This window comes from Pseudoduganella sp. GCM10020061 (assembly GCF_042683405.1).
GTDB lineage: Bacteria > Pseudomonadota > Gammaproteobacteria > Burkholderiales > Burkholderiaceae_D > Telluria.
In genome coordinates this window covers 746,303-759,051 of the sequence record NZ_JBHUJS010000003.1, presented here as the reverse complement: position 1 = coordinate 759,051, position 12,749 = coordinate 746,303, and the positions used below count along the sequence as shown (strand labels likewise).

Annotated in this window: 16 protein-coding genes; 11 read left to right on the top strand and 5 right to left on the bottom strand. The window is 63.9% G+C overall.

Annotated elements, in window-relative coordinates; genetic code table 11:
• Positions 1-54: 54 nt before the first annotated feature.
• From recA to ACFSQR_RS10775, 8 genes are all read left to right on the top strand, one after another.
• A complete protein-coding gene (recA, locus tag ACFSQR_RS10810; RefSeq protein ID WP_377729775.1) occupies positions 55-1,128 on the top strand; it encodes a recombinase RecA in 1,074 nt (357 codons plus the stop codon).
• A 6-nt stretch (positions 1,129-1,134) separates the two neighbouring features.
• Positions 1,135-1,587 carry a recombination regulator RecX gene (gene recX, locus ACFSQR_RS10805; protein WP_377729774.1) on the top strand — a complete coding sequence of 151 codons (453 nt, stop codon included), beginning with the start codon at positions 1,135-1,137 and terminating at the stop codon, positions 1,585-1,587.
• Positions 1,588-2,014: 427 nt separating this feature from the next.
• Entirely contained in the window at positions 2,015-2,650 is a 636-nt protein-coding gene (locus ACFSQR_RS10800) for a DUF2889 domain-containing protein (protein WP_377729773.1), read from the top strand.
• Positions 2,647-3,816, top strand: coding sequence for an ADP-forming succinate--CoA ligase subunit beta (sucC, locus tag ACFSQR_RS10795; protein WP_377729772.1), 1,170 nt, complete (start codon positions 2,647-2,649; stop codon positions 3,814-3,816). Before ACFSQR_RS10800 ends, sucC begins: the two co-directional genes overlap by 4 nt.
• A gap of 15 nt (positions 3,817-3,831) precedes the next feature.
• Positions 3,832-4,713, top strand: a complete 882-nt coding sequence (sucD, locus tag ACFSQR_RS10790; RefSeq protein WP_377729771.1) for a succinate--CoA ligase subunit alpha — start codon at positions 3,832-3,834, stop codon at positions 4,711-4,713.
• Between the two features lie 215 nt (positions 4,714-4,928).
• A complete protein-coding gene (locus ACFSQR_RS10785; protein WP_377729770.1) occupies positions 4,929-5,588 on the top strand; it encodes an FHA domain-containing protein in 660 nt (219 codons plus the stop codon).
• Between the two features lie 181 nt (positions 5,589-5,769).
• The gene (locus ACFSQR_RS10780) at positions 5,770-6,258 is read left to right on the top strand and encodes a pilin (RefSeq protein ID WP_377729769.1); all 489 of its coding nucleotides are present in this window, start codon (positions 5,770-5,772) and stop codon (positions 6,256-6,258) included.
• 205 nt (positions 6,259-6,463) lie between these two features.
• Positions 6,464-6,940, top strand: coding sequence for a pilin (locus ACFSQR_RS10775; RefSeq protein WP_377729768.1), 477 nt, complete (start codon positions 6,464-6,466; stop codon positions 6,938-6,940).
• A gap of 73 nt (positions 6,941-7,013) precedes the next feature.
• Here ACFSQR_RS10775 and ACFSQR_RS10770 read toward each other — a convergent pair whose 3' ends face one another.
• Positions 7,014-7,238, bottom strand: a complete 225-nt coding sequence (locus ACFSQR_RS10770) for a hypothetical protein (protein WP_377729767.1) — start codon at positions 7,236-7,238, stop codon at positions 7,014-7,016.
• Between the two features lie 184 nt (positions 7,239-7,422).
• Positions 7,423-7,914 (bottom strand): cyclic pyranopterin monophosphate synthase MoaC, encoded by a 492-nt coding sequence (moaC, locus tag ACFSQR_RS10765; RefSeq protein WP_377729765.1) that lies wholly within the window; start codon positions 7,912-7,914, stop codon positions 7,423-7,425.
• 117 nt (positions 7,915-8,031) lie between these two features.
• Here moaC and ACFSQR_RS10760 point away from each other — a divergent pair, with 117 nt between their 5' ends.
• Complete coding sequence (locus tag ACFSQR_RS10760) at positions 8,032-9,573, top strand: M48 family metalloprotease (protein WP_377729764.1); 1,542 nt, start codon at positions 8,032-8,034, stop codon at positions 9,571-9,573.
• Positions 9,574-9,615: 42 nt separating this feature from the next.
• On the opposite strand, the gene ACFSQR_RS10755 is transcribed toward ACFSQR_RS10760, so the two are convergent.
• From ACFSQR_RS10755 to ACFSQR_RS10745, 3 genes are all read right to left on the bottom strand, one after another.
• On the bottom strand, positions 9,616-10,203 hold the full coding sequence (locus tag ACFSQR_RS10755) for a DUF2946 family protein (RefSeq protein WP_377729763.1): 588 nt from the start codon (positions 10,201-10,203) through the stop codon (positions 9,616-9,618).
• A 4-nt stretch (positions 10,204-10,207) separates the two neighbouring features.
• Positions 10,208-11,188, bottom strand: coding sequence for a YheT family hydrolase (locus ACFSQR_RS10750; protein ID WP_377729762.1), 981 nt, complete (start codon positions 11,186-11,188; stop codon positions 10,208-10,210).
• 116 nt (positions 11,189-11,304) lie between these two features.
• Positions 11,305-11,499 carry a zinc-finger domain-containing protein gene (locus ACFSQR_RS10745; RefSeq protein ID WP_377729761.1) on the bottom strand — a complete coding sequence of 65 codons (195 nt, stop codon included), beginning with the start codon at positions 11,497-11,499 and terminating at the stop codon, positions 11,305-11,307.
• 131 nt (positions 11,500-11,630) lie between these two features.
• Between ACFSQR_RS10745 and ACFSQR_RS10740 the strand changes: the two genes are divergently transcribed.
• Both ACFSQR_RS10740 and ACFSQR_RS10735 read left to right on the top strand, forming a co-directional pair.
• Complete coding sequence (locus tag ACFSQR_RS10740; RefSeq protein WP_377729760.1) at positions 11,631-12,365, top strand: AzlC family ABC transporter permease; 735 nt, start codon at positions 11,631-11,633, stop codon at positions 12,363-12,365.
• The gene (locus ACFSQR_RS10735) at positions 12,362-12,706 is read left to right on the top strand and encodes an AzlD domain-containing protein (protein WP_377729759.1); all 345 of its coding nucleotides are present in this window, start codon (positions 12,362-12,364) and stop codon (positions 12,704-12,706) included. The genes ACFSQR_RS10740 and ACFSQR_RS10735 overlap by 4 nt, the downstream gene beginning before the upstream one ends.
• Positions 12,707-12,749 lie beyond the last annotated feature (43 nt).

The window sequence follows — 12,749 nt, the reverse complement described above, 5'->3', positions numbered from 1 at the left end:
AGTATCGAAAGTGAAACGCAGCTCCCTGGCGCAATCTTAGACTGAAAGATGACAATGGACGATAAAAAAACGGCAGTATCCGGCGCAGAAAAGGCCAAGGCCCTCGCCGCCGCGCTGGCCCAGATTGAAAAACAGTTTGGCAAGGGCTCGGTGATGAAGCTGGATGCGTCCGCACCAGTGGAAGAAGTGCAGACCGTGTCGACCGGCTCGCTCGGCCTCGACATCGCCCTGGGCGTCGGCGGCCTGCCGCGCGGCCGCGTGGTCGAGATCTACGGCCCGGAATCGTCGGGTAAAACCACGCTGACGCTGCAAACCATCGCCCAGATGCAGAAAATGGGCGGCACCTGCGCGTTCATCGACGCCGAGCACGCGCTGGACGTCACCTACGCCCAGAAGCTTGGCATCAACCTGTCCGAACTCCTGATCTCCCAGCCGGATACCGGCGAGCAGGCACTGGAAATCTGCGATGCGCTGGTGCGCTCCGGCTCCGTGGACCTGATCGTGGTCGACTCGGTCGCCGCGCTGACCCCGCGCGCCGAGATCGAAGGCGACATGGGCGACTCGCTGCCTGGCCTGCAGGCCCGCCTGATGTCCCAGGCGCTGCGCAAGCTGACCGGCACCATCAACCGCACCAACACCCTGGTCATCTTCATCAACCAGATCCGCATGAAGATCGGCGTCATGTTCGGCTCGCCGGAAACCACCACCGGCGGCAACGCGCTCAAGTTCTACGCCTCCGTGCGCCTGGACATCCGCCGCACCGGCTCGATCAAGTCCGGCGACGAGGTGATCGGCAACGAGACCAAGGTCAAGGTCGTCAAGAACAAGATCGCGCCACCGTTCAAGGAAGCGCACTTCGACATCCTGTATGGAGAAGGCACCTCCCGCGAAGGCGAAATCCTGGACCTGGGCGCCGACAACAAGGTCATCGAGAAGTCCGGCTCGTGGTACAGCTACGAAGGCGAACGGATCGGCCAGGGCAAGGACAACGCACGCACCTACCTGAAGGAGCGTCCAGCGCTGGCCCGCGAAATCGAAAACAAGGTCCGTGCGGCCCTGGGCGTGCGCCCGCTGCCGGTGATCGTCGACGAAAACGCGCCGGCGCCCAAGCTCAAGGCCGTCGACTAAGCTGCCATGGCCGCCCAGCAGTTAAGCCTGAAGGCGCGTGCCCTGCGGTTCTTGTCGCTGCGGGAGCACAGCCGGATCGAGCTGGGCCGCAAGCTGGCCAAGTATGCCGAGGAGGGCGACGACGTTGGCGCCCTGCTCGACTTCCTTGAGAAGAACAACTGGCTGTCGGAGGAGCGTTTTGCCGAATCGCTGGTGCACCGCAAGGGCGCGCGCTACGGCAACAGCCGCATCGTCGCCGAGCTGCAAAGCCACGGCATCAAGGGCGAAGCGCTGGATGCACTGAAGGCCGGCCTGGCGCAGGACGAGACCGCGCGCGCCTGCGAAGTCTGGCAGCGCAAGTTCGGCAAGGTGGCGGAGGACCCGGCCGGGCGGGCGAAACAGGCCCGCTTCCTGCTGGCCCGCGGCTTCTCCCAGCGCGCCGTCCGTACCGCCATGCAAGGCACCCTCGACGACGAATAGAGACTGGGGACTGCCCTCGGGGAGTCCCCAAACCCGCAGCAAAACCGGAGCGTCTTCCACCGCAGCTGGCGGCCACCCGCGCAACTGCTCCTCACCGGTGGAGGGCGCTACGCTTTTCCTGCCATGTCGGCATGCCAAGCGCATACGCATACCCCCCTGCTTTTTTCAGGGATCCGGCAGCGCCGCGCATACCCCCCTGCTTTTTTCAGGACACCGGGACTTCGGCGCATACCCCCCTGTTTTTCGAAGCGGCGCCGCTGGAGCGCACATACCCCCCCCCTCATGCCGCATCGCAGCATTTGTTGCCGAAATTTGGGCCCCGCCAGCCCGCTTGTGGTAAACTTCTCCAGTTATAACAGCGACGCATAAGCGTTCTTTCCGTAGAAGCTGCGGAATCGAGAGCTGTACACACTAACCGCAGTATTCAATGCCCTTGCCACCACCAGTCTCCCGCTCACTGAGGCACACTCGCGCCATCGAGGTGCAAGCGTTCGCGCGTGACGACGGCTTGTGGGACCTGGATGCGCGCATCACCGACGTCAAGCAACTGGACGTCACGCTCGCTTCCGGCCTGCGTCCGGCCGGCACCTACCTGCACGATCTGTCCCTGCGCCTGACCATCGACCGCGAGCTGACCGTGGTGGACGCGCACGCCGCCTCCGACGCGGTGCCGTATCCCGGCCACTGCGATACCATCGGTCCCGCGTACAAATCGCTGGTGGGCCTGTCGCTGGTAAAGGGCTTCCGCCTCGCGCTGAAAGAGCGCCTGGCCGGCGTGCTCGGCTGCACGCACCTGACGGAACTGGCGCAGGTGCTGCCGACCGCCGCGGTGCAGGCCTACGCCAACGACGTGATCAAGACGCGCGACGGCGACACCGACGACGAGCGCCTCCCGCACAAGCCGTTCCAGCTCGACCGCTGCCACGCGCTGCGCTCGGACAGCGCCGCCGTCGCACAATACTATCCCCGCTGGGTTGCCAAGGCCGTCCCTGGCCAGCGTCCCGGCGAATTTCTTACACAACCGCATTTCAATAGCTACACATCAGAAGGGAAGCCAGCATGAAAATCCATGAGTATCAGGGCAAAGAGATCCTCCGAAAGTTTGGAGTGACGGTACCGCGCGGCATCCCGTGCATGTCCGTCGAAGAGGCCGTGAAAGCAGCTGAAGAGCTGGGCGGCCCGGTCTGGGTAGTCAAGGCGCAGATCCATGCTGGCGGCCGCGGCAAAGGCGGCGGCGTCAAGGTGGCCAAGTCGATGGAACAGGTCAAGGAATACGCCGAGCAGATCATGGGCATGCAGCTGGTCACGCACCAGACCGGCCCGGAAGGCCAGAAAGTGCGCCGCCTGCTGATCGAAGAAGGCGCCGACATCAAGAAGGAACTGTACGTGTCGCTGGTGACCGACCGCGCATCGCAGCGCGTGGTGCTGATGGCATCGTCGGAAGGCGGCATGGACATCGAAGAAGTCGCCGAGTCCCACCCTGAAAAAATCCACCACATCGCGATCGACCCGGCCATCGGCCTGACCGACGCCGATGCGGACGACATCGCAGCGAAGATCGGCGTGCCAGCCGAATCGATCGCCGACGCGCGCACCCAGCTGCAAGGCCTGTACAAGGCGTACTGGGAAACCGACGCCTCGCTGGCCGAAATCAACCCGCTGATCCTGACCGGTTCGGGCAAGGTCATCGCCCTGGACGCGAAGTTCAACTTCGACTCCAACGCGCTGTTCCGCCACCCTGAAATCGTCGCCTACCGCGACCTGGACGAAGAAGATCCGGCCGAAGTCGAAGCATCCAAGTTCGACCTCGCCTACATCTCCCTCGACGGCAACATCGGCTGCCTCGTGAACGGCGCCGGCCTGGCCATGGCCACCATGGACACCATCAAGCTGTTCGGCGGCGAGCCGGCCAACTTCCTGGACGTGGGCGGCGGCGCAACGGCCGAGAAGGTCACCGAAGCATTCAAGATCATGCTGAAGAACCCTGGCCTGAAAGCCATCCTGGTCAACATCTTCGGCGGCATCATGCGTTGCGACGTGATCGCCGAAGGCGTCATCACCGCATCCAAGGCCGTACAGCTGAAGGTGCCTCTGGTCGTCCGCATGAAGGGCACCAACGAAGACCTGGGCAAGAAGATGCTGGCCGAATCCGGCCTGCCGATCATCGCCGCGGACACCATGGAAGATGCAGCGAAGTCGGTCGTAGCCGCCGCTGCCGGACAAGCCTAATTCGAAGGAAACAACATGTCGATTCTGATTAACAAAGACACCAAAGTAGTCACCCAGGGTATCACCGGCAAGACCGGTCAGTTCCATACCCGCATGTGCCGCGAATACGCGAACGGCAAAGAAGCCTTCGTCGCAGGCGTGAACCCGAAGAAGGCCGGCGAAGATTTCGAAGGCATTCCAATTTTCGCGAACGTCGCTGAAGCCAAGAAGGAAACCGGCGCCAACGTGTCCGTGATCTACGTCCCGCCAGCAGGCGCGGCCGACGCGATCTGGGAAGCGGTGGAAGCCGAGATGGACCTGGCGATCTGCATCACCGAAGGCATCCCTGTCCGCGACATGATGGTCGTGAAAGACCGCATGGCCAAGGCCGGTTCCAAGACCCTGCTGCTGGGCCCGAACTGCCCAGGCCTGATCACCCCGGACGAGATCAAGATCGGCATCATGCCAGGTCACATCCACCGCAAGGGCCGCATCGGCGTCGTGTCGCGTTCCGGCACCCTGACGTACGAAGCAGTGGCGCAGCTGACCGCACTGGGCCTCGGCCAGTCGTCGGCAGTCGGCATCGGCGGCGACCCGATCAACGGCCTCAAGCACATCGACATCATGAAGATGTTCAACGACGATCCTGATACCGACGCGGTCATCATGATCGGCGAAATCGGCGGTCCTGACGAAGCCAACGCAGCCTACTGGATCAAGGACAACATGAAGAAGCCAGTGGTCGGCTTCATCGCTGGCGTCACCGCTCCTCCGGGCAAGCGCATGGGCCACGCCGGCGCGCTGATCTCGGGCGGCGCCGACACCGCGCAAGCCAAGCTGGAAATCATGGAAGCGTGCGGCATCACCGTCACCAAAAACCCATCCGAAATGGCGCGTCTGCTGAAGGCGATGCTGTAATAGTAAGGAAGGGGGACGGTTCCTAACGGATCCGTCCCGGCTCTCCAGCTGGCAGGATGCCAACGCATCCTTCTAGCCGAAAGCCAAAAAGCTGGTAATAATGATGAGGAGCCTTGGCTCCTCATTTTTTTTGAGCAATCTCGTGCTCCCCGTTGCGGCCATCGCATACTGTTCAAGTCCGAAGACATTGTCGCCAACCCGAAACGTCCCGCACCGTGGCTAAAATCATCATCTCCTGCGAAGGGCAACCGATCCGCGAAGTCGAGCTGGGCACCGACCGCATGACCATCGGCCGCCACCCGCACAACGACATCGTGCTGAGCCACCCCACGGTAAGCTCCCGCCACGCCAGCATCACCCTGCTGGGCGACCATGCGCTGCTGGAGGACCTCGGCAGCACCAACGGCACCTTCGTCAATGGCAAGCGGATCGAGCGTCACAAGCTGTCCGACCGCGGGCACGCCATCCTGGCAGCCTGCCACCTCGACTTCGTCGCGGGCCTGACCGCACCTGCCGCCGCCGCCCACCCGGCGCCGGCCGCCGCGCCGGCCGCGCCAGTGCCGCCCGCGGCGCCAAACCAGCCCGTCAGTACGCCACACGAAGTTCCGGCTCCCACTGCTTCGATCGAAGTGCGCTCCGGCGCCAACGCAGGCCGCAAGCTGAATTTGACCAAGCCGCTGACCACCCTCGGCAGCCCGGGCGTGCTGGTCGTGGTCATCGCCCGGGTCGGTTCCGGCTACACGCTCACGCACGTGGAGGGCGGCACGCTGCCGATCGTCAACGGCAAGCAAGCCGGCAGGGACCCGCATCCTCTGGCCAACGGCGACCTGATCGACCTGGCCGGCACCACCATGTCATTTAGTGTCGCGTCCTGACAATTCGCGACCATTCCTGACAAATTTTGTCAGGTTGCATGACAAAACCTGTTCCTTCACCGCCATTTATTGTCAGTTTCATACCAAAATACGGCGATTTCGGGCTGGCACGGCGCTTGCTCATATGGATGTGCGGCGATAAGCCACGCAGAAAACATAACCCCACTGAAGGAGAAATAGAATGAAATCGATGAAAATGGTTAAGAAAGCACAAGCTGGCTTCACGCTGATCGAACTGATGATCGTTGTTGCGATCATCGGCATCCTGGCAGCAGTGGCAATCCCTGCGTACCAGAACTACACCGTGAAGGCGAAAGTCGCTAACGCCCTGTCGGCTGTTTCGGCAATCAAGACGGCTGTCGGCCTGTGCGCACAAGAAAACGGCGGCGCCCTGGACAACTGCGACACCGGCTCGAACGGCGTCCCAGCCTTCACCGCAACCAAGGAAGTCGCTTCGGCTGAAGTTGCTGACGGCGTCATCACCGTGACCTTCCCGGACACCGGCATCGCTGAAGGCGTGGATGGCCTGTCGTTCACCATGACCCCGGCACCGAACGAGTCGACCGTCATCTGGGAACACGACGCAACCAACATCACCCACGAAGCAGCTAAAGAAGCAATCGAGAAGACCAACGTCACCCCAGCAGCAGAAGCGCCGGCCGCAGGCTAATCGGCAGAACCCCGCAGCGCCCTTCAGTGGTGCTCGCAAGCAAAAAAAGCCAGGCTAGTGCCTGGCTTTTTCTTTTCCCGTCGGTTCGCACCGGCCTTCGCCAGGCCGCCGACCGTTGTCGCATCTTCACACCCGTTCATGTTTTGCTGGCATAACACTTGCATAGTGAGTACTGTCCTGCCCGAGGCTGACTGAGAGACCAACCATGAACAAGCAAACCCAATTCCAACGCGGCTTTACCCTGATCGAACTGATGATCGTCGTCGCCATCATCGGCGTGCTTGCCGCCGTTGCCGTCCCCGCATATCAGGGCTACACCATCAAGGCGAAGGTTGGCAACGCCATGCACTCGGTCCAGTCGCTGAAGATCCAGGTGAGCTCCTGCCTGCTGCAAGCGGGCGGCGTTCCTGACGAGTGCGACCAGGGCAGCAACGGCATCTCCGCCTTCACTCCGACCAAGGAAGTCGAAAGCGCCGAAGTGACGGATGCAGAAATTACGGTGACGCTGGCCGAAGGCACCGGCGAAGGCGTGGAGGGGCTGACCATCACCATGACGCCCGAGCTGACCGAATCCAACATCAAGTGGTTCAACTCCACCACGGTCACCAACGAATCCGCCATCGACGCCATCACCCGCAACAACACGGAAGCGCCGCAGCAGGATCAGGGGCAGGGCGGCTGATCTGTCCGGTGCCTCATCCCGCCCACGCTGGGATGAGGCGGCCGGCCTGATGGGCGGCGTTTGCTGCGATGTATCATGAACGGCTCGACAGCTGGCCGCGAAACGCGCGAAGATTAATCCAGAGGACCGCCAGGCCGAAGATACCGATCGCGGCGCCAGTTATCGTGGCAAAGTTCGATTGATCTTCTTCCCCGAGGCCCTCTGCCAGGAATACTGCTCCCACGATCAGATAGAACAGCGGAGCGACATAAATCGACTTGCTCGTTACCTTCAACAGTTTCTTGCTACGCTGGGTCATGGCGTGGAGCGACTCTGCCGCTTCTTCGTGTTTGCCGCGACACGCAAGACTATGGCCGAGGTCAATGGAGCATTCGGCGCAAACGCCGCGGCCACAGACACGACAGATTCCATGAGCACTGCTAGCGGTGTGAGTAAAGCACTTCATCGATTGTCCCTAATGTTGGAATCGTCGCAGACGTGACTTACAGCGCGGCGGTCCAGTCGCCCGATTTGCCGCCGTGCTTTTCCTGCACATGCACGTTGGTCATCACCATGCCGCGGTCGACTGCCTTGCACATGTCGTAGACGGTCAGCAGGCCCACCTGCACGGCGGTCAGCGCCTCCATCTCCACACCGGTCTTGCCCAGCGTTTCAACCTGCGCGCGGCAGTGCACGCTGCTGTTCGCCTCATCGATTTCGAAATCGACGGCGACCCGCGTGATCGCCAGCGGATGGCATAGCGGCACCAGGTCGCTGGTGCGCTTGGCGCCCATGATCGCCGCGATGCGCGCCACGCCCAGCACGTCGCCTTTTTTCGCCGTCCCGGACCGCACAAGTTCCAGCGTCTCCGGCTTCATGCGGATGGTGCCGCGCGCAACCGCGACCCGGTGCGTGTCCGCTTTCGCGCCCACGTCGACCATGTGCGCCTGGCCTGCAGCGTCGAAGTGGGTAAGGGTGTCTGGCTGTTCGGTCATGGCAGAGGTAACAATGTGTTTCAGGGCAGGGCCGGTTGTGCCCCGGCGTCCGGTTGCGGTTATTATAGTCTCGTGAAACCGAAACTCGTCCTCCCGGCGCCACCCGCAGGGCTTCGCATGCGGCGTGCACTCGCAGCCATTGGCATCGTCACGCTCCTGCCGCTCACGGCGGTGCACGGCCAGACCGCGCAATCAAATCTCCCGGTACTGGGCGACACCGCCCGCGCCGACCTGTCGCCCGTCCTCGAGCGCAAGATCGGCGAGGAGGTCATGCACGATATCCGGCGCAACAAGGACTACCTCGACGACGCGCCCATCCTGGAATACCTGAACAACTTCGGCGCCACGCTGCTCGCCGCCGTGCCGGGCGGCCGCGGTGAGATGACTTCCGATTTCTTCTTCTTTGCCGTGCGCGATCCGATGCTCAACGCGTTCGCGATGCCGGGCGGTTTTATCGGCGTCCACTCGGGCCTGATGATCGCGGCGCAATCCGAAAGCGAGCTGGCGTCGGTCATGTCGCACGAGATCGGCCACGTCACCCAGCGCCACATCGCGCGCCAGATCGGCAAGCAAAGCGAATCCGCGCTGATCCCGCTGGCCGCCATGGTGCTGGCCGGCCTGGCCGCCAAGTCGAGCCCCGATGCGGCGATGGGCGTGCTGCTGGGCGGGCAGGGCTTGGCGATCCAGAAGCAGCTGGACTTCTCCCGCGAGGCCGAGCGCGAGGCCGACCGCGTCGGCTTCCAGATCATGGGCAACGCGGGCTTCGATACCTCCGGCATGGTGGCGTTCTTCGGCCGCATGCAGACGGCTTCGCGCATGTACTCGGACTCGATGCCGGCCTACCTGCGCACGCACCCGCTGACCAGCGAGCGCATCGCCGATATCCAGGCGCGTATTCGCGAAGCGCCCAAGCGCGAGCGCGCGGACAGCATGGACTTCCACCTCGTGCGCGCCCGCGCCCGCGTGCTGCAGGACGAGACCTCGGGCGGCACCGGCACCACCGAGATCGCGTTCAAGGACCAGTTGGCCACTGGCACGCGCATCCAGCAGGCAGCAGCACAGTACGGCCTGGCGGTGATCGCGCTGCGGCGCGGCCAGCTAGCGCAAGCGCAGGAGTGGCTCGACAAGGCGCGCACCGGCGTGATGCCGCGCGCCCAGCGCGGCGTGTTTTCGACCACGCCGCCGGTGATGGGCGACGGCGAGGCGATCCTCACCAGCCTCGCGCTCGACATCAAGCTGGCGCCAAAACAGAGCAAGGAAGTGATGCTGCAGGGTCTGAAGGAAGCGGAGCAGGCGCACGCGCGCTACCCGCTGTCGCGTGGCATCGCACGCCAGTACGCCGATGCGATGATCGTCAACGGCAAGCTGGAGGAAGCGGCGCGCTTCCTGCGCGAGCAGGTGCAGCAGTACCGGGAAGAGCCGAAGCTGCACGAGCTGCTGGCGAAGACCTACGCAGCGCAAGGCAAGGTGGCGCTGCAGCACTTGTCGCTGGCCGAATCGTATGCGCTGTCGGGCGGGGTGATGGGCGCGCTGGACCAGCTGGCACTGGCGCGCAAGGCCAAGGATGCCTCGTTCTACGACATGGCCATCATCGATGCGCGCGAACGCGAGCTGCAGGCGCGCCGCCGCGAAGCGCTGAAGGAAAAAGAAGACGAATAACCGTCGTCCCCGCGTTTGCGGCGATGACGGTGGGGCGCGGGGCTAGGGGGAAGGCGTGCGGATGAAGTCCAGGCGCGATGCGACTTCATCCTCGGCGAGTGGCTGCACGGCGATGTCGCGGCCCCCGTAGCGCAGGGTCAGCTGGCCTTCTGGCGCTTCCATCCACGCGAGCAGCGCGTCATCCGATACCGGTTCCCCATCGAGCAGCAGCCATGCTGTCAGCTGCGCCATGTCGCGGTCATCCACCTGTGCCGGCTTGTCTGCGCTGCGCACGATCAACGCGCCGGAAGGCGTCATGAACGCTTCGTCGACCTGCGCGACCGGTTCGCCCGTATGCAGTACCAGGCCGCTGGCCGGATCGGTGCGCGCCACGAACGGCGTCGTTTCGAGCTGCAGGTACACACGCTGCGGACCGTTCTGGAAGTACCAGCATCCGCGCTCGTCGCGCGCGTAGTTCCGGTTGATGAAGCCGACCAGCGCGGCGTTCGCCAGCTTGTCTCCCGGCAGGCCGAGATGCTGCGCGCGCTCGTCGCGCATGCGCCAGGCGCCGCGCGCGTCGAGCGCAAGCCATCCATAACAATGCGGTACGTTCGGCCACTTGGCCATGGCCTGCCTGACGATATCGTCCATAGGGCTAGCTTGTCACAATGCGCGGCGTGCCGTCGCGCGCAAGCTCAGGTTCGCCGTCGAAGAAGTGCAGGATGCGGCGCGGCAGCCAGTCGATCCGGCCCGGCGGCGCACCGACCGCGAAGCCGACGTGGCCGCCTGTCGCGGGATACTCCAGCTGCACGTGCGGCGAGGCTTTGCGCGGCAGGTAGGCGCCCGGCAGGAAGGGATCGTTGCGTGCGTTGAGCACCAGCGTCGGCACCGTGATGTCGCACAGGACGTGCTTGGCGCTGGCGCGGTCCCAGTAGTCGTCGGTGTCGCGGTAGCCGTGCAGCGGCGCGGTCACCACGTTATCGAATGCGTACAGGTCGCGCGCGCCAAGCAGGGTGGCGCGGTCGAACAGGCCGGGGAACTGCTCCAGCTTGGCCAGCGACTTGGGAATCAGGGTGCGCAGGAACATGCGCGTGTAGATCATGTTGATGCCCGAGGATAGCGACTGGCCGCCGCGCGCCAGGTCCATCGGCGCGGACACCGAGACCGCGGCGTCGACGATTTCCGCCGCGTGCTGCGACTCGCCGAGCCAGCGCAGCAGCGCATTGCCGCCCAGGGACACGCCGGCCGCGAACAGTTCGCCGTGCGCGCGCTGGCGCAGGCGGCGCACGATCCAGTCCACTTCCTGCGCGTCGCCGGAATGGTAGAAGCGCGGCGCCAAATTCGGTTCGCCGGAGCAGCCGCGGAAGTGCGGCACCGCTCCCGACCAGCCGCGCGCGGCGACGGCGGACATCAGCGAGCGCGCGTAGTGGCTGTTGGACGAGCCTTCCAGGCCATGGAACAGCACCACCATCGGCATGCCCGGGTTGCCGTCGACAAAGTCGACATCGACGAAGTCGCCGTCCGGCGACTGCCAGCGCTCGCGGCGGAACGCGACCGCCGGCTTGCGGATGCAAGTGGCAGGGTAGATGGTCTGCAGGTGGCCGCTGGGCAGCCACAGCGGGGCTGTGTATTTCATGGAGACCGCTGCGTCATCCCCGCGCAGGCGCTGATCCATGCTGAGGCGCCGGAGTTGCAGGGGCAACCGGGTCGCTCACTCAGTATGGGTCCCGGCCTTCGCTGGGACGACTACGCTTAGTGGTGGCTGGCCACTTCGCCTTCGGCCAGCTTGTACTCGGTGCCGCAGTACGGGCACTTGGCGAGGTTGTCGTGGCCGAAATCCAAAAACACGCGCGGGTGCGAGGACCACAGCGGCATCGCCGGGTTAGGGCAGTAGGCTGGCAGGTCCTTGGCCTTGAGTTCGACCACGTTGGGCGTCTTGGAAGTCATGTGTTCTCCGTCGGGTTGGGCAAAGCGGCCCGTGTATTGAAAACCACGATTCTATCGGATTCACGCATATTGCCGAAATGCTCTGTAGAATAGTGGTCTGATCAAAATCCCGGCAGTACACCCCCCGCTTCATGCCCCCGCACACCGATTCAAGCGCTGTTTCCCACCCCGACCAAGAAGAGGCAAGCTGGCGCGAAGGCCTGAAGGAAGGCATTCCGACCCTGTTCGGCATCGGCGCCTGGGGCCTGGTGGTGGGCATCGCGATGGTGAAAACGGGCCTGACGGTGCCGCAGGCGCTGGCGATGACGCTGCTGGTCTTCGCCGGATCGGCCCAGCTGGCCTCGCTGCCCCTGATCATCGCCAACGCACCGGTCTGGGTGATTTTCCTCACGGCCGTTGTCGTGAATTTACGTTTTGTCATCTTTTCTGCGCTGCTGGCGCCGCATTTCTCGCACCTGCCCTGGCGCCAGCGCTTCGCGCTCGGCTACGTGGCGGGCGACATGACGGTCGCGCTGTTCCTGCGCCGCTATCCGAGCGAGACTTGGGAGCCGGGCAAGCTTTCCTACCTCAAGGGCTTGCTGTACCCCAACTGGGCGGCCTGGCAGGTGGGCTCGATTGCCGGCATCTTCCTGGGCAGCGCGGTGCCGCCGGAGTGGGGCCTGGGCTTTGCCGGCACCCTGGCGATCATCTGCATCATGGTGCCGCTGACGGCCGGCCGCGCGGCGGCGGTGGGCGTGGCGGTCGCGGGCGTCACCGCGGTCCTGCTGAATACAATGCCCTACAAGCTGGGCCTGCTGGCCGCCGTGTTCGCTGGCATGGTCAGCGCCATGATCGTCGAGGAGACATTCGCAAAGGTGAAGAAATGAGCGACCTGGAAATCTGGATCACCATCGCCGCGCTGGTCGCCGCCACCGCGCTGACCCGCAGTTCGTTCTGGCTGGTCGGCCACCACATCACCATCCCGCCGCGCATCCAGGAGATGCTGCGCTTTGCGCCGGCCTGCGCGCTTGCGGCCATCGTCGCCCCGGACATCGCGTTCGGCCCCGGCGGCGAGCTGAATATTTCGCTGGCCAACCCCAAGCTGCTGGCCGGGATCGCGTCGATCGCCTTCTACCTGCTGCGCCGGAACATGCTCCATACGATTATCTTCGGCATGCTCGTATTTACCGTGCTGCGTGTGACGCAGGTGTTCGGAGTGGCCGGATAGGCATGTCAATGCGTTAAAATAACGATCTTTTCTTTCATTCGAC